Here is a 16,925-nt window from a genome sequence, read left to right as displayed (position 1 = left end):
CTCCGCGAGGAGTTACCGCGCATTGTCACCGTAACTCGGCAATAGGCTTGCCCGCGCGCCAGCCCATCTCCCAGAAGTCCGCCTCGAGCCGGGTGGCTTCCTTGAAGATTGCGGTCAGTTCGGCCTCGCGGGCCGGCGTGACGTAGCGATCGGCGAGCTTCTCCAGATGCGCCTGCGCGTTGGCCGCGACCTCCTGGTAGGGCGCGCCGGCATACTCGGCGATCCAGACGCGATAGGCGTTCGTCGCAGCGTCAGCGCCGGGCCGCGCGGCGAGCCGCGTTGCGATCTCCGCATACCCGATCACGCAAGGCGCAAGCGCCACCTTGAGCGCCAGCAGATCGCCGCGCATCCCGGCGTCGAGCACGTAGCGTGTATAGGCCAGCATCTCGGCCGCCGGCGGGGCCTGTTCAAGGTCAGCCGGCGACAGGCCCCAATCGGCACAGAGTTTTACATGCAGGTTCATCTCGACATCGAGAATGGCCGACAGGCCGGAAGCGGCCTCGCGCATGTCGGCAAGCGAGGGCGACTTGTAGACCGCGAGCGCGTAGGCGCGGGCAAACTCGATGAGGAACAGGTAATCCTGAACAAGGTAGTGACGAAATGCAGCTTCGGGGAGCGAGCCGTCCGCCAATCCGTTCGTGAAGGGATGTTCGGTGTAGGCCCGCCACTCACCGGATGCTGCTGTCTTGAGACGCTCGAAGAAACTCACGATGTTGTCCGCCTGGCTTGCTTGTCCATGAACGTCTTTGGCTCGCGATCGATAACGCATTGCGAACGGGGGAGCCACGGTAACAGCGCAGAAAATTGGCTTTGACCAGCGTTGTGAAGAGGCACTTCCCGGGTAGGGCACTCCCTGCGGAGTTTTGTGCACTAGAATGCACCGTAATTCCGAATGTCTTAGAGCTCGATAGGGCGAAGTAGCCGCCGGCGACGCCACCATTTCGGCCGGTGCAGATAGATGGTAGGATGTCGCGAACCAGCCAGTGGGACAATGTGCCAATCATTGGCCGCCAACTTCAAATTTTGATTCCCATGTTCGCGGTCTTCTGATTCAGTGTCTCAATGGCGGAAACTTCAATTGAATGGACCGACGCAACTTGGAATCCCGTTGCCGGGTGCACCGTGCTGACGGCTGGCTGCACCAATTGCTACGCTATGCGAATGGCGGCTAGGCTCGATGCGATGGGGCTCGACAAATACGCCGGGTTGACCCGCAAGAGCGGCGGCCGAGCTGTTTGGACCGGAAAGATCCGGCTGGACGCCAAATCTCTCGAAGCGCCGCATGCCTGGAAGAAGCCGCGGAAGGTATTCGTCAACTCAATGTCCGACCTTTTTCATCCGAAGGTCCCGAAAACGTTCGTTTTGCAGGTGTGGAAGGTGATGAAAGAAACACCGCGGCACACCTATCAAATTCTGACAAAGCGACCTGAGATTATGGCGGAGATGCTTTCAGATTCCCGCTTCAGTGTTTTGCCTAACGTCTGGCTGGGCACAAGCGTTGAAGACACTCGGGTACTCTCGCGACTGGACGCACTGCGAGCCGTGCCGGCGGCGGTGCGCTTCGTTTCCTTTGAGCCCTTAATCGGCTCTGTTGCGGCCGGAGACTTATCCAGCATCGATTGGGCGATTGTCGGTGGGGAAAGCGGACCCCGAGCGCGTGAGATGAAGCCCGAATGGGTGGAGGAGATCGAAGCCATGTGCCAGCGCGCTGGAACGGCATTCTTCTTCAAACAATGGGGTGGCAAAAATAAGAAAGCTGCCGGTCGCCTACTCCACGGCCGCACTTACGACGCCATGCCGCCGGCTTTGAGGATGTGATTCCCAACGCGGCTGGCCAGCCCTATCGCTTTCCGATCATCGTTCGAAACGCAGAAGAACAACGAGAAGCGCTGCGGCCGATCGTGTAGCGGCAACGGCAGTGGCTTGAGTACAGCAGCGAAGATGGTTTCCAGCCGCTTTTTGGCGTACGCCTCAAGGCCGGCAACGTCCGCCGATCGCTGCCGCGGTTCCTCTACGATACCATCAAACAGATCTTCTCGAACTGTCTTTGGGTAGAGTTCTTCTTCCCATGCGTCAGAACCAAACATGCGAGTGAGGGCGGCTCGTTTGTGCTGGTCGATATCGGCCAAGTCGCGCGTAGCTTGGCGGTACAGTCCAGATAACGGAAATAGAAACCAAACATCGATGGCCTTTGTTGCCGCCACCTTTTCGAGGGTCGACCAATCCAACTGCATTCCGTACGGATCAAGGAACAGGACGGCGCGCTTAGAATGCCAGCTGTTACCAGCGATGAGTGATTGGAGCGCATCGTTGGCGTCATCCTTGATCACCGCGATGCGCCTACCCGAATGGATTGCTCTCAATTCTTCCAGAGCCGCAAAATACGTCGGCTTGTTTTCAATGAATACGATAAAGTCAAAGGCCGGTCGCACGTCGATAGCAATCTTGGCAGAGCCGCGGCGACGCTCTACTCTTTCCGGTTCGCCACCGTCTAAGAGGCCAGCCGGCCGTTCTTCATGCCGAACCGTTCGCGAGCCAGTGCCTGCAAAGGCGTCAATATACCAAAGCTCGCCAAACTTTCCTCTCAGCGCCGTAGTGAAGAAGTGCAGATATTTTTCGACTATAGAGAGCTTTAGCTCTGTGTGTTGATCGCCGAACTCGTGATCGACTGGCATCGCGGCAAACTCATTTGGAGCGAAAGATCATTTCAACCACGAGTCGTGGTCTGCCAGCAATACGGCCCATATCTTGGATTCGCCGCAAATTAGCGGAAGCGCATGCCGGAGTTTGGATTGAAGAGTTCGGCTCCTTCCCCTCGGAGGTGGGAAGGGAGGGCGCAGCGCACCTGCATTCAACCAACAAGCCCATGTTGAGCAGCCGCGACCACGGAGCCAACCTGCGAGCATGGTAGCTAATTGGTATCTAGGCCCTACCGCTAAAAAGACCGTCGAACGCTAACCGCTGGTACAGTTGGGTGGGCTCGAACCACCGACCTCCTGTTCCACAGACAGGCGCTCTAACCAACTGAGCTACAACTGCATCCTGGCGAGCCGCCCTCAAGGGGTGCCTGAAAAGGCCTGTTGCCGAGGGGGGCTGGACGGGGCGGAAACTAGGTGCAACGGCCCGGTTTGGCAAGGCCGCATTGGGGTGAAAAACCGGCTGAAATCGCGTTCGGTGCGGGGAAATCGGGTGCGATGGCGGGCATCGGGGTGTTGTGCGCCCGATGCCGCCTGCCGAGGCAGTCCCCGGGCGGTGAGAGCCCTCACCCGTCGCCCGGCGATGCTTCGCATCGTCTGGCGCCGGCCTCTCCCGCAGGCGGGAGAGGCGAAGAAAGAAAAAACCCGGGCCGCTCCGCCCGGGTTTCTCTCAACTCAAATCCGGCCTGACCGCTCAGGCGGCGGGCGGCATGTACTTCGAGGCAGAGGCCTTGATCGGCTCGGCGGTCTCGGCGGCGACGCGCTGGGCGAGCTCGGCCAGCTCCTTGGCCTGGGACTGGAAGGTCTCGAGCTGCTTGCGGGAATGGTTGGTCCACAGCGCGAACGCGTCCGACGGCGACTTCACGCTGAACAGCTCCTGGGCGAAGTCCAGATGCGCGCTGGTGTTGGCCTTCATGAACTCGACCAGCTTGGCATTGTACTCGCTGGCGCCCTTGGAGGCCGAGGTGAACACGGCCTCGACGGTGCCGTTATGGGTCTCGGCCGCGTCCTTGAACTTGGCGTAGTTCTCGCGGGCCTGCGACACGCCCTTTTCGGCGAACGCACGCATCTGCTCGGGAACCTCGAACGGAATGATCGAGGCAGAAAACGGATCAGTCGCACCTGTCATGGTCGTCCCTCACGATAATGAAAAAATGGAGTGAGCCTTCTGGCGCGCCCGCCGGCCAACCGGGGCCTTGTCTCTGCTTTGAAGACTGGCGGGAACGAAGACTGGAAACGCGAAACAACGAGATGGCTCGCCCAGCCCCCATAATATTGCAGCCTATCGTGTCAACATTGTGCAGCGCAATGCGCCTCGAGGGTGCGGCGCGCAAATTTAATCTCGGGCAGGGTGAGGTTCCGGTAAGGGGGAACCGGGGGTTGAGAAAATTCCCCTCCTCGTCATTCCGGGGCACGAGCGAAGCGAGGGAGCCCGGAGTCCATCGGGCAGCAGAGCCGGAGGATAGATGGATTCCGGGCTCGCGCTACGCGCGCCCCGGAATGACGGCGGAGTAAGTCGACCGAATCCCTTGGATGCACCCCGGCTCCGGCTTGCCTGGGTGGCGGGATTAAGGTTATCGCGGCTTTGGGGGTCCTCCCAATGGCGGGGCCGTGGACCTATGCGCGGGTGCGCGCGATACTAACCCTTTCTTAAGGCTGCCATTCCGGCAGCTGCCAGCTGCCAGCGTGAGACTTAAAGCCGGTCGGATGACGAGTTCGGATTTCCAGTTGCGAGGGGTGGGCGATCCGCGGCTGGCCGTGCATGCGACCTCCCCTTTGCCGGCCTGGCTGTGGTCGACCGACGGCGCGCGTGTGCTGTGGGCCAATCCGGTCGGCGCAAGGCTGTTCGGCGCGGCGCATAGCGCGGCGCTGGCGGACAAGGCGTTCGGCCCTGCCGACCCCCATCGCCGCCAGATCGTCAGGCTCGCGCGCCAGCTGCCGGCGAACGGCAGTGTGCGGCTCGAACGCCTGCGCGGCTTCGGCGCCAAGCTCGGCACGCTGATGACCTGCGCCTGCGCCCGGCTCGAATTTGCCGACGGCAGCCATGCGGTGCTCGTCGCCGCGATGGACCCGAGCCTGCGCAGCATGCCGCTGGTCGAGCGGCTGCATCGCCTGGTCGAAGGCGCCGACATGCCGATGGCGGCGTTCGCGCCCGACGGCCTGTTCGTCGGCGCCAGCGCCGCCGCCCGCGCCCTGCTCGGCTTTCGCGATCTCGGCGAGGCCGGCCTCGAGCAGGCGCGCAGCGATGCGCTGCGCGACGGCCGCGTCGAGACGCCGATCGGGATCGGCCACATGGTGCTGCAACGGGTCGGCCGCGGCGCCGATGTCGGCCTGGTCGCGCTGATCGAGCCGACGGCCGCGGCGCAAGAAAGGCCCGTCGAGCAGAGGCCTGCCGAGCCCATGCCCGAGAGCACGGCGGAGAGCACGCGCGAGGCGCCGGTCGAGCCCGCGCAAGACGCGGCGTCCATGCCGAGCGAGCCGCTGCCATCGCAGGACGTCTCGGCCGGAATCTCCTTGTTCGATGCGTTCGCCGAGCCGGTCGAGGCGCCCATAGCAAACGAGACCGCGCCCGAACCGCAAGACACGGTTGAGGACACGGTCGAACAGACCGATCGAGATCCGGTGCGTGACGTGGCCGAGCAGGCCGCCGACATCACGGCAAAGACTCCGGTTGAAAACCCACCGGAAGCCATGGTGTCGCCGCAGGCTGCGCCGATCACGTCTTCCATGGTCGAGCCGCCGCCGGGTCAAGACTTGTCGGGTCAAGAGCCGCCCGCACCGCGTCAGCATCCGCTGCGCTTCCTTTGGCAGACGGATGCCGAGGGCCGCTTTGTGCTGCTCTCCGACGAATTCATCCGCCTGATCGGCGCGCGCACCGCCGGGGGTTTCGGCCGTCCCTGGCACGAGATCGCGGACACATTCGCGCTCGACCCGCAGGGGCGCGTCGCACAGGCGCTGGCGAGCCACGACACCTGGGCCGGGATCACATTGAACTGGCCGGCCGATGGCGGCGCGCTTCTGCCGGTCGAGCTCGCGGGCCTGCCGACTTACGATGCCGCGCGCGAGTTCGCGGGCTTCAAGGGCTTTGGCGTTTGCCGCGATCTCGACGCTCTCAACCGGCTCGATGCGCTCAGGCGCTTCGAGCTGCTGAGCGAGCCGCCGGCGCAGCACGGCCTGGCCACCGAGGTGGTCGAGCCGGAGCCATTGAAAGAGGCCGAGCCGGTGGAAGAGCCCGAGCCGGTGGCGGAGGTGCCGCCTCCACCGATCGAGCCGCCCGAGCCGACCGCCGAAGCCGAACACACCGAACCGACCAGCGACGCGAATTCACAGCCAAAAGATCCGGACAGCCCAGTGGAAACGCCAGTCGAAACCCCTCCCAATGTCGTGCCGTTCCGTCTGGCCGGCGATGCGCGATCGTCGCCGACGCTGACGCCGGTCGAGAACAGCGCGTTCAACGAGCTCGCCCGGCAATTGTCCGAACGGCTGGAGCGCGAGCGCGAGGCGATCGCGGAATCGTCCGAGCCCGCGGCGGAGATCACTGCTGAAGCGCCGGCGCCGGAGCCTGCGCCGCCACCCGCGGCAGAATGGCTGACCGAGCCCGCGCCGCCGCCGCGCGGGATGAGCGCGCGCGACCGCACTCTGCTCGACCTGTTGCCGAGCGGCATCCTGATCTACCGGCTCGACCGCCTGCTCTACGCCAACCCCGCGTTTCTCGCGCGCATCGGCTATGCCGACCTCCATGCGCTGGAAGATGCCGGCGGGCTGGATGCGCTCTATGTCGCGCCCGGCGTGTCCCCGGCGAGCAGCACCTCGCAGGCCGGCACGCCGGTTGCGATCAGCGCGACGGTCGCGAACGGCGAAGCGCCGCTTCCGACCACGGAAGCGCATCTGCACACGATCGACTGGGACGGCGAGAGCGCGCATGCGCTGATCTGCGCGCTGCCGCCGGCGGCGCCCGCCGCCGTGATCGCAGAGAGCGTCGTTGCCGAAGCCATCGTCCCGGAGTCGTTCCCTTACGCGCCCGAGCTCGAGCCCGCGGTCGGCGAAGCCGAGGCGGAAGATCTCGCCGCGATCCTCGACACCACGGCCGAGGGCATCGTCATGTTCGATGCCGAAGGCAACATCCACGCCTGCAACCGCAGCGCGGAAGCGCTGTTCGGCTATGACGGCGAGGCGCTGCTCGAGCAGAACCTCGTGACGCTGTTCGCGCCCGAGAGCCAGCAGATCGTCGTCGACTATCTCGAAAGCCTCAAGAGCCAGGACATTGCGAGCCTGCTCGACCACGGCCGCGAGGTGCTGGGGCGCGAGAAGAAGGGCGGCGTCATTCCGCTCGCGATGATCATGGGCCGCACGCGGCCGGACGGGCCGAACTTCTTCGCCGTGTTCCGCGACCTCAGCCAGAGCAAGCAGGGCGAGAGCGAGCTGACGCAGGCGCGCCGCCTCGTCCACGGTGCGGCCAACGCCAAGGCCGACATGCTGGCGCGGATCAGCCACGAGATTCGCACGCCGCTCAACGCCATCATCGGCTTTGCCGAGGTGATGATCTCCGAGCGCTTCGGCACGCTCGGCAACGAGCGCTACGGCGAATACATGAAGGACATCCGCGCCTCCGGCGAGCGTGTCATCGCGATCATCGACGATTTGCTGGAGCTGTCGCGGATCGAGACCGGCAAGCTCGACCTCAACTTCGCCAACCTCAACCTCAACGACCTCGTCGAAGCTTGCGTGACGGTGATGCAGCCGCAGGCCAATCGCGAGCGCATCATCATCCGGACCTCGCTGGCGCATGCGCTGCCGCAGGTGCATGTCGATGCGCGCGCGATGCGGCAGATCACCATGAATCTGATCTCGAACTCGATCCGGCTCGCCAGTGCCGGCGGACAGGTCATCGTCTCGACCGCCACGACCGACCGCGGCGAGATTGCACTTCGCATCCGCGACACCGGCCATGGCCTTTCCGAGCGCGAGGTCGCCGCCGCCATGGAGCCGTTCCGCACCCCGCCGCCGGGCGATGCCGCGGACAATGCGGCGCTGAACCTGTCGCTGACCAAGGCCCTGGTCGAAGCCAACCGCGCCCGCTTCAACATCAAGAGCGCGGGCCACGGCACGCTGATCGAAGTCGTGTTCGCACCGGCGCTGGCGGGGGCGTGAGGCGCCCACCGTCATTGCGAGCGTAGCGAAGAGGCAGCGCGCCCCTTAGCTCACGCCGCGCGCACCGTCTCCAGGAACCTGCTGACCTCGATCTTCAGCCGGTTGCTGTCGTTCGACAGCGACTGCGCCGCGGACAGCACCTGCGAGGAGGCAGATCCCGTCTCGGTCGCGCCCTGGCGCACGCTGGAGATGTTGGCGCTGACCTGCGTGGTGCCGGCGGCGGCGTTCTGGACGTTGCGCGAGATCTCACTGGTCGCAGCGCCCTGCTCTTCCACCGCGGCCGCAATGGTCGATGAGATTTCGGACAGCCGCTCGATGGTGCCGCCGATGGTCTTGATCGCGCCGACGGAATCCTGCGTTGCGACCTGGATGCTCGAGATCTGCTGGCCGATGTCGCCGGTCGCCTTCGCGGTCTGCTCGGCCAGCGCCTTCACTTCAGAGGCCACCACGGCAAAGCCGCGCCCCGCTTCGCCGGCGCGCGCGGCCTCGATGGTGGCGTTCAGCGCCAACAGATTGGTCTGGCCCGCGATGGCGTTGATCAGCTCGACCACGTCGCCGATGCGTGCGGCCGCCTTCGACAACTCGCTGACGCGGTCGTTGGTCTGCCCGGCCTGGCTGACGGCCTCGCCGGCCATGCGGGCGGAGGCCTGCACCTGGCGGCTGATCTCGTTGACGGAGGCGGTGAGCTCTTCCGCCGCGGACGCCACCGACTGAACGTTGGTCGCAGCCTCCTCGGACGCCGCCTCGACCAGCGTGGCAAGCTCGCTCGACCGGCCGGCCGTCGTGGTCAGAGACGTGGCCGAAGCCTCGAGCTCGTTGGCGGCGGACGATACGGTCTCGACGATCTCGCCGACGGCGCCTTCAAAATCGTCGGCCATCCGGATCATGTCGGCGCGGCGGCGCTCGGCGGCGAGCTTGTCCTGCCTGATCTTCTCTTCCGCCTCTTCCTTCGCCTTGCGCTCGGCATTGATCTTGAACGTCTCGACGGCCTGCGCGATCTCGCCGATCTCGTCGGGACGGCCGAGCCCGGGCAGCACGATGGCGAAATTGCCGTTGGCGAGCTCGATCATCGCCGCGCGCATCGCGGTCAGCGGCTTCGACACCGAGCGGCCGATGAAGATGCCGAGGCCGAGCACGGCGGATGCGATCAGCGCGATCGCGACCGCAATCCAGAACTGGATGCCGCTACGCTCGGCCTCGTTCAGCCGGTCGGCCTCGATGCGAATCTGGTCGACCGACTTCGAGATGTGCTCGATAACGGGCTCGACCGCGGAGAAGGCTTCGGACATCGCCTTCAGCTCGGCCGCGAGCTTCAGCGCGGTCTCCATCCAGGCGGAGAAATCGCGCTGGTAATCGGCGAGCTTCTGGCGAAGCTCGGCTTTCGCGTGGTCAGGAATGGCGCTGGCGTTGAGGGCGGCTGAAAATTCGGTCCCACGCTTCTTGATGTCATCGCCATATCTGGCGTCGCGCCGCAGCATGAAATCCTTTTCGTGCCGGCGCATCATCAGCATGATCACCTTGAGAGAGGAGTCCTGCAGCTGGTCGACCTGGCTCTCGATGCCGTGCACGGAGGCGCGCAGGCGCCCTTCGAGCCCGGATTTCTCGTCGAGGCCGAGCCGCTGCCGTTCCTCGACCACCGCGGCAAAGCGCGCCTGGTAGGTCTTCAGCGATGCGTTCATCGCGTCGATCTTTTGCGCCAGCTCGGGCTTGCCGAGGCCGGAGATCCTGCCGCGAAGCGTGTCGATGTCGAGCGCCACCTGCCGGCTGATCTCGGCCTGGCGCTGGGCCCTGGCCGGATCGCTGCGCAGCAGGAAATCCTTTTCGGCCCGGCGCGCTTCCAGCAGCTCGACCGCGATCCTGTTGTTCAGCTCGAACACCGTGCGCGCCTCTTCGGCGGCGTTGCGATAGGCGGCTATTGCTTTCTCACCGTAGAGGTGAATGCCGCCGATCAGGACGACGCCGATCACGCCGATCGCGGTGATCTTGTGGGTGAGACGAAGAGAGAGAAGCCGCATCTGACGAAAGACCCGATGGTGACAGATACGGTTGATGAAGCGCTAAGGCATCAAACCTTCCGTTAATTTGCGGGCACGTACAAATACGTGTATTTGTTGTATCACTCGCCTTTGTGCACGATTGAGTGCACAAACCAGTTCCGAAAATGAAACACGGCGCCTCGCGGCGCCGTGCTCGGAATATCGAGGTCGTCGCTTACGGATCAGCTGTAGATCTCGAACAGGCCGGCGCCGCCCTGGCCGCCGCCGATGCACATCGTCACCACGCCCCACTTGGCTTTGCGGCGCGCGCCTTCCTGCAGCAGATGGCCGGTGAGACGGGCGCCGGTCATGCCGAAGGGATGGCCGATCGCGATCGAGCCGCCGTTGACGTTGTACTTGGCGGGATCGATACCGAGCTGGTCGCGGCAATGCAGGCACTGGCTAGCGAAGGCCTCATTGAGCTCCCACAGATCGATGTCGTCGATCTTGAGGCCGGTGCGCTTGAGCAGCTTCGGAATGGCGAACACCGGGCCGATGCCCATCTCGTCGGGCTCGCAGCCCGCGGTGGCCCAGGCGACGAAGCGGCCGAGCGGCTTGAGGCCGCGCTTCTCGGCGTCCTTGGCTTCCATCAGCACCACGGCGGCGGCGCCGTCGGAGAGCTGGCTGGCATTGCCGGCGGTGACGAACTTGCCGGGCCCTTTCACTGGCTCAAGCTTGGCAAGGCCTTCCATCGTGGTCTCGGGGCGGTTGCACTCGTCTCGATCGACGACGTAATCGACGATCGACTCGGCCTTGGTCTGCTTGTCGACGACCTTCATCCTGGTCTTCATCGGGACGATCTCGTCCTTGAACTTGTTCGCCTGCTGGGCCGCCGCCATGCGGCGCTGCGATTCCAGCGAGAACTCGTCCTGGTATTCGCGGCTGAGCTTGTAGCGCTCGGCGACGATGTCGGCGGTGTCGATCATCGCCATGAAGATATCGGGGGCGACCTTGAGCAATTCAGGATCGATCGATTCCTTCGGCGTGCCGCCGCCGGGCATCGAGATGCTCTCGACGCCGCCGGCGACGATGCAGTCCGCGCCATCGGAACGGATCGAGTTGGCGGCCATCGCGATGGTCTGCAGCCCCGAGGAGCAGAAGCGGTTCACCGAGACGCCGGCGGTGGTCTTCGGCATGCCGGCGAGCAGCGCGGCCTGGCGGCCGATGTTCGGCGCGCCATGGGCGCAATTGCCGAGATAGCAATCCTCGACGTAGTCCTTGTCGACGCCGGCGCGGTCGACCGCGTGGTGGATGGCGTGCGCCGCGAGCGACATCGGCGGCGTAATGTTGAACCCGCCGCGGCCGGATTTTGCGAGGCCCGTGCGCGCATAGGAAACGATGACGGCTTCACGCATTGTTTTCTCCCTTGTCGAACGATTGGTACGAAGCGTCCTGGACGCCATTGGTACACAAAGTCGGCAGGCTGCGGGAGAAATAAAAACGCCGCCTCCAGATGATGGAGGCGGCGTTGTTCCGTGGGTCGGAATATATGTTGTTCGTCATTCCGGGCGGCTCGAAGAGCCGAACCCGGAATCTCGAGATTCCGGGTTCTCGCTTCGCGAGCCCCGGAATGACAAGAGCTAGAACGTCAGCGCCTTGGCCTGCTTGACCTGCGGCAGGGCCTGCACCTTGGCGAGCAGGTCCGCCGGCACCGCGCCGTCGACCTCGACGAGCGCGATGGCATCGCTGCCGGGCGCGACGCGGCCGAGATGGAAGGTGGCGATGTTGAGCTTGGCATCGCCGAGCAGGCTCGCGAACTTGCCGATGAAGCCCGGCTTGTCTTCGTTGGTCACGTAGATCATCGACTTGCCGAATTCGGCGTCGACCCGGATGCCCTTGATGTCGACGAGGCGCGGCTTGCCGTCGGCATAGACGGTGCCCGAGACCGACCGCTCCTGCCGCTCGGTGGTGACGGTGACGGTGATCAGGCTCTCATAGTCGCTCTGCGCGGCGCGTACGATCTCGTCCACCACCATGCCGCGCTCCTTGGCGACGACGGGCGCGGACACGACGTTGACCTCGCCCAGCATCGGGCGCAGCAGGCCCGACAGCACGGCCGAGGTGATCGCCTTGATCTTCATCTCGGCGACATGGCCCTCATAGGTGATCTCGACCTTGAGGATGCCGCTCTCGGTGAGCTGGCCCGCGAACGAGCCGAGCTTCTCGGCGAGCGAGATGAACGGCTTCAGCTTCGGCGCCTCTTCCGCCGTGATCGAGGGGAAGTTGACCGCGTTCGAGATCGCGCCGGTGAGCAGATAATCCGACATCTGCTCGGCGACCTGCAGCGCAACGTTCTCCTGCGCCTCGGTGGTGGAGGCGCCGAGATGCGGCGTGCAGATCACGTTGGGATGACCGAACAGCACGTTCTTGTTCGCGGGCTCCTCGACGAAGACGTCGAAGGCGGCGCCGGCGATGTGCTTGGAATTGAGCGCATCCACCACCGCCTGCTCGTCGACCAAACCGCCGCGGGCGCAATTGATCAGGCGCACGCCCTTCTTCATCTTGGCGATCGCGGCCGCGTCGATGATGTTCTTGGTCTTCTCGGTCAGCGGTGTATGCAGCGTGATGAAGTCGGCACGCTTGAGCAGATCGTCGAGCTCGACCTTCTCGACGCCGATGTCCTTGGCGCGCTCCGGCGACAGGAACGGATCGAACGCGATCACCTTCATGCGCAGACCGAGCGCGCGGTCGGCGACGATCGAACCGATATTGCCGCAGCCGACGACGCCGAGGACCTTGCCGGTGATCTCGACGCCCATGAAGCGGTTCTTCTCCCACTTGCCGGCCTGGGTGGAAGCATCGGCCTGCGGAATCTCGCGGGCGAGCGCCAGCATCAGGGTGATGGCGTGCTCGGCGGTCGTGATCGAATTGCCGAACGGCGTGTTCATCACGATGATGCCCTTGGCCGTGGCGGCCGGGATCTCGACGTTGTCGACGCCGATGCCGGCGCGGCCGATCACCTTGAGGTTGGTCGCCTTCTCAAGGATCTTGGCGGTCGCCTTGGTCGCCGAACGGATCGCAAGGCCGTCGTAATTGCCGATGATCTCGGCGAGCTTGTCCTTGTCCTTGCCGAGGTTGGGCTGGAAGTCGACCTCGACGCCGCGGTCTTTGAAGATCTGAACGGCGGCGGGAGAGAGCGCGTCGGAAATGAGAACTTTGGGTTTGGTCATGGGATGATCCGTGGTGCGAGCTGCATTTACGGAACGTCATCCGCAGGGCTGAAGCGCGAAGCACGTCTTGGCGCTAGAGACCCGCGGATCCATCTGCCTTGATTGATGGATGGCCGGGTCGAGCCCGGCCATGACGAGATGAGATAACGCGACGAGCGAAGCCTGCTTACGCTGCCTTGGCGAGCGCGGCCTTGGTCTCGGCGAAGGCCCAGTCGATCCACTGCGTCAGCAGCTCGACGTCCTTGGCTTCGACGGTGGCGCCGCACCAGATACGCAGGCCCGCCGGGGCATCGCGGTAATAGGCGAAGTCGTAACCGGCGCCTTCCTTCTCGATCAGCGCAACCAGCTTCTTGGAGAAGTCGGCCTGCGCATCCTCGGACAGCGAGGTGATCGCGGGATCGGTGAACTTGAGGCACACCGAGGTGTTGGAGCGGATCGCCGCGTCCTTGGCCAGGAAGTCGATCCAGGGCGTTTTCGCCTTCCAGTCGGCGAGCACCTTGGTGTTGGCGTCGGCACGCGCGATCAGCGCCTTGAGGCCGCCGATCGACTTGGCCCAGTTCAGCGCGTCGAGATAATCCTCGACGCAGAGCATCGACGGCGTGTTGATGGTCTCACCGACGAAAATGCCTTCGTTGATCTTGCCGCCCTTGGTCATGCGGAAGATCTTCGGCAGCGGCCAGGCCGGCTTGTAGGTCTCGAGCCGTTCCACCGCGCGGGGCGACAGGATCAGCATGCCGTGCGCGGCTTCACCGCCGAGCGCCTTCTGCCAGGAGAAGGTGACGACGTCGAGCTTGGCCCAGTCGAGCGGCTGCGCGAACGCTGCAGACGTCGCGTCGCAGATGGTCAGCCCTTCGCGGGTCGCACTGATCCAATCGGCGTTCGGCACGCGCACGCCTGAGGTGGTGCCGTTCCAGGTGAAGACGACGTCGGACTTCGGATCGACCTTGGAGAGATCGGGGATTTCACCATAGGCTGCGTTCAGCTTGGTGACGTCCTTGAGCTTCAATTCCTTGACGATGTCGCTGACCCAGCCCTCGCCGAAGGATTCCCAGGCGAGCGTGGTGACGGGCCGCGCACCCAGCAGCGACCACAGCGCCATCTCGACCGCGCCGGTATCGGAGGCCGGCACGATGCCGATGCGGTAATCGGCGGGCACCTCGAGCACCTCGCGCGTCAGATCGATCGCGAGCTTGAGCTTGGTCTTGCCGACCTTCGCGCGATGCGAGCGGCCGAGCGCTGCGTCCTTGAGATTTTGGGCGTTCCAGCCGGGGCGCTTGGCGCAGGGGCCGGAGGAGAAATGCGGCACGTTGGGCCGCGAAGCGGGCTTCGCTACAGTCATAATCTACCCTTCCAGATAGTAAGCCTCCCGTTGGGGGGAGGTGTCCCGCCGCGGCTGATACGGGAATCGGGAAGGGCAGTCAAGGAAGTTCCGGCGTCTCACGCTGGAGTGAAGGCGCTTCCGCTGCGATATCAGGGGATTGCACGACCGCCAGTGCATTCAGCAAGCCCGTGGCTTCGCTGATCAATTGCGCGGCCCGGCGGCGGCTGCCGACTTTCAAAATGCATTTGTCGTTGGCCTGCACGACATAGTCGTTGCCGACCTTGATGATTGAATAGCTTGTCATCGAAATCCCCGAACCGACCGAGCCCGGTTTCTGACGCTGCGTAGCACCGTTCGTTCCCGCGGGAACATGAACGAAGGACGGGTAGTTTATCAGCCCTTAAGATGAACGAACGTGCGATCCGATTCTGCTGATCAAGCAACGCATGCGGCCAGAGGCCCATTCCGATACATCGCAGGGGGCTGTGGATTTCCTGATTGACGCGTTTTCTTCCGCGAACCGGTATCCGCTTCGCGCGAGGACATCTGCGTCAAAAGCGGACAGTCATACCGACGTGGCTCGCTGTGGATCCGAGCCGCGCGTAGAAGCGCTGCGCGTCGGTTCGCGTGTGGTGCGTCAGCAATTCGACCAGGCCGCAGCCGCGTGCCTTTGCTTCCGTCACTGCCCATTGCACCAGCTGCTCGCCGATGCCGCGGCTGCGGCAATCAGTGGCAACGCGCACGTCTTCGAGCAGGCCGCGACTGCCGCCTTGCGAGCTGATGCCCGGCAGGATCGCGAGTTGCAGGCAGCCGACCACCCTGCCCTCGCTCTCGGCCACCACGAGCGTGAGATTCGGATCGCGCTCGACCCGCGCGAAGGCATCGTAATAGGCGGCCGGCAACGGATCCTCCACGCGCTCGCGCGCGCGACCGAGATGATCGTCGGCCAGCATCGCCACGATGGCGGGAACGTCGTCGCGGCGCGCGATGCGAATAGAGACGGACACGGCGTTCATGTTAGGCAACTCCAACCTCAGCGCGCCGGCGGAAGACCGAAAAGCGCTTCAACTTCGCCGATCCAGCGGCGGACGGAAGCATAGCGGCCGAGATCGAAGCCGCCCTCATGCGCCAGGCGGGTATAGGCGAGCAGCGAAACGTCGGCGAGCGAAACCACCTCACCGGCGAAGAAGCGGCTGGCCGAAAGATGCTGCTCCATGCGGTCGAGCGCCGCATAGCCGCGCTTGACCTTGTCGGGATCGAGCTCGGAGACGTGCTTGCCGAGATAGACGAGGAGGAAGCGGCACACCGCGACATAGGGCTCGTGGCTGTACTGTTCCCAGAACAGCCATTCGTCCATCTTCGCGGCTGTAAAGGCGTCGCGCGGAACCAGCACGCTGTCGCGGGCGAGATAGCGGATGATGGCGTTGGACTGCGCCAGCGTGCGGCCGTCGTCGAATTGCACAGCGGGCACCTGGCCGGCGCCGTTCATCGCAAGGAATTGCGGGGTGCGCGTCTCGCCCTTGCGCGTGTCGATCTCGATCCACTGATAGGGCACTGCGAGATGATCGCAGACCCATTTCACCTTCAGGCAGTTTCCGGAATTGCTGTCGCCGTAGATCTTCATCGCTGCCGCCCCGCCATGGAGCGACAGAGCATCAGGACGGATGAGAACTGTCAACCGCGGCGCGGCTGCCCCGTTTCAGAACTTGTAGCCGAGGCCGGCGCGAACGGAGTGGATGTTCGATTCGATGTCCGCCGTCACGCGTTGGTATTCATATTCGGCACGGGCGAACAGTCCCCCGACCAGCATGACGTCGACGCCGGCGCCGGCCGAATAGCCATAAACCAGCTTGGTCTTGGTCGCGAACGTCGTCGCCGGCCGTGCCGGCGAGGGCCATGCCGCGGCGTAACGGTCGACGGTCTGACTGCCGAGGCCACCGCCGAAGAAAGCGTAGGGCAGGAAGCATCCCCAGGCATAGCCGGCACGCATGCGCAGCGAGCCGAAGTCCGGTATCGCGACGACCGCGGAGGTCTTCGTGGTGGCGGCGACGGTATTGTTGTCGAACGCCAGTCCCGTCGAGCTCGAGGTCGACTTGAAGCCGCCATGGATGTAATTCGCCTCGATGCTGAGAACCACGTCGTCCCATTGCCCGTTATATCCGGCAAACACGCCGTAACCGGCCGTGCTGCTCTGCGCGGCGCCAAGCGGCTGCCAATTGTAGCCTGGCCCGGGAGTGACGAAAGTCGATTGCAGATCGCTGTTGATCGTCGAGGAGACTTTCGAGGTGATCGTGCCGTAGTCACCCTGACCACCGACGTAGTAGCCCTGCCAATTCGGCCGGGCATTGGTCAGGCCGTCGGTGAAGCTGCCGCGCAGGATCGGCAGATCCGGCATGTCGGCCGCGTGCGCAGCTGACACCGTCCCCAACATCACTGCTGCCAACAAAAGCCCACGCATCGCAACGCTCCATCGAACTCGAACTTTTCGCTCGTGATCATGGCTCGTTAACCTTAACCAATGGTTGCGTAAGCCGCCTTCGCCGCCACTCGC

At 64.2% G+C, this 16,925-nt stretch carries 13 protein-coding genes and 1 tRNA gene; 2 read left to right on the top strand and 12 right to left on the bottom strand.

What is annotated here, in order from left to right:
* Nucleotides 1–25: 25 nt before the first annotated feature.
* Complete coding sequence (tenA, locus tag AC0WRY_RS06230) at nucleotides 26–709, bottom strand: thiaminase II (RefSeq protein ID WP_491122804.1); 684 nt, start codon at nucleotides 707–709, stop codon at nucleotides 26–28.
* Nucleotides 710–1,062: 353 nt separating this feature from the next.
* On the opposite strand from tenA, the gene AC0WRY_RS06225 reads away from it, so the two are divergent.
* Nucleotides 1,063–1,818 carry a DUF5131 family protein gene (locus tag AC0WRY_RS06225; protein ID WP_194406152.1) on the top strand — a complete coding sequence of 252 codons (756 nt, stop codon included), beginning with the start codon at nucleotides 1,063–1,065 and terminating at the stop codon, nucleotides 1,816–1,818.
* On the opposite strand, the gene tcmP is transcribed toward AC0WRY_RS06225, so the two are convergent.
* The 3 genes from tcmP to AC0WRY_RS06210 form a co-directional block, all read right to left on the bottom strand.
* Nucleotides 1,785–2,675, bottom strand: a complete 891-nt coding sequence (gene tcmP / locus AC0WRY_RS06220) for a three-Cys-motif partner protein TcmP (RefSeq protein WP_194406151.1) — start codon at nucleotides 2,673–2,675, stop codon at nucleotides 1,785–1,787. The genes AC0WRY_RS06225 and tcmP overlap by 34 nt on opposite strands.
* Before the next feature lie 287 nt (nucleotides 2,676–2,962).
* Nucleotides 2,963–3,039: transfer RNA gene (locus AC0WRY_RS06215), tRNA-His, on the bottom strand.
* Between the two features lie 351 nt (nucleotides 3,040–3,390).
* On the bottom strand, nucleotides 3,391–3,825 hold the full coding sequence (locus tag AC0WRY_RS06210) for a phasin (RefSeq protein ID WP_194406150.1): 435 nt from the start codon (nucleotides 3,823–3,825) through the stop codon (nucleotides 3,391–3,393).
* A 578-nt stretch (nucleotides 3,826–4,403) separates the two neighbouring features.
* On the opposite strand from AC0WRY_RS06210, the gene AC0WRY_RS06205 reads away from it, so the two are divergent.
* The gene (locus AC0WRY_RS06205; protein ID WP_194406149.1) at nucleotides 4,404–7,847 is read left to right on the top strand and encodes a PAS domain-containing sensor histidine kinase; all 3,444 of its coding nucleotides are present in this window, start codon (nucleotides 4,404–4,406) and stop codon (nucleotides 7,845–7,847) included.
* A gap of 50 nt (nucleotides 7,848–7,897) precedes the next feature.
* Here the strand turns inward: AC0WRY_RS06205 and AC0WRY_RS06200 are convergent, their stop codons facing one another.
* From AC0WRY_RS06200 to AC0WRY_RS06165, 8 genes are all read right to left on the bottom strand, one after another.
* The gene (locus tag AC0WRY_RS06200; RefSeq protein WP_491122803.1) at nucleotides 7,898–9,862 is read right to left on the bottom strand and encodes a methyl-accepting chemotaxis protein; all 1,965 of its coding nucleotides are present in this window, start codon (nucleotides 9,860–9,862) and stop codon (nucleotides 7,898–7,900) included.
* 203 nt (nucleotides 9,863–10,065) lie between these two features.
* Nucleotides 10,066–11,238, bottom strand: a complete 1,173-nt coding sequence (locus tag AC0WRY_RS06195; protein WP_491122802.1) for a thiolase family protein — start codon at nucleotides 11,236–11,238, stop codon at nucleotides 10,066–10,068.
* A 225-nt stretch (nucleotides 11,239–11,463) separates the two neighbouring features.
* Nucleotides 11,464–13,053 (bottom strand): phosphoglycerate dehydrogenase, encoded by a 1,590-nt coding sequence (serA, locus tag AC0WRY_RS06190; protein WP_194406146.1) that lies wholly within the window; start codon nucleotides 13,051–13,053, stop codon nucleotides 11,464–11,466.
* A 166-nt stretch (nucleotides 13,054–13,219) separates the two neighbouring features.
* Nucleotides 13,220–14,392: a phosphoserine transaminase gene (locus AC0WRY_RS06185; RefSeq protein ID WP_194406145.1), complete on the bottom strand. Its 1,173-nt coding sequence runs from the start codon at nucleotides 14,390–14,392 to the stop codon at nucleotides 13,220–13,222.
* Between the two features lie 79 nt (nucleotides 14,393–14,471).
* The gene (locus AC0WRY_RS06180) at nucleotides 14,472–14,678 is read right to left on the bottom strand and encodes a hypothetical protein (RefSeq protein WP_194406144.1); all 207 of its coding nucleotides are present in this window, start codon (nucleotides 14,676–14,678) and stop codon (nucleotides 14,472–14,474) included.
* Between the two features lie 247 nt (nucleotides 14,679–14,925).
* Nucleotides 14,926–15,390, bottom strand: a complete 465-nt coding sequence (locus AC0WRY_RS06175) for a GNAT family N-acetyltransferase (protein ID WP_491122801.1) — start codon at nucleotides 15,388–15,390, stop codon at nucleotides 14,926–14,928.
* 17 nt (nucleotides 15,391–15,407) lie between these two features.
* Nucleotides 15,408–15,998: a glutathione S-transferase family protein gene (locus AC0WRY_RS06170; protein WP_491122800.1), complete on the bottom strand. Its 591-nt coding sequence runs from the start codon at nucleotides 15,996–15,998 to the stop codon at nucleotides 15,408–15,410.
* Between the two features lie 75 nt (nucleotides 15,999–16,073).
* Complete coding sequence (locus tag AC0WRY_RS06165; RefSeq protein ID WP_211418460.1) at nucleotides 16,074–16,832, bottom strand: outer membrane protein; 759 nt, start codon at nucleotides 16,830–16,832, stop codon at nucleotides 16,074–16,076.
* Nucleotides 16,833–16,925: the final 93 nt, after the last annotated feature.

The sequence above is a fragment of the Bradyrhizobium sp. T-12 genome (assembly GCF_058314695.1).
The sequence above is the reverse complement of the archived record's forward strand: the minus strand, read 5'-3'. Positions and strand labels throughout refer to the sequence as shown.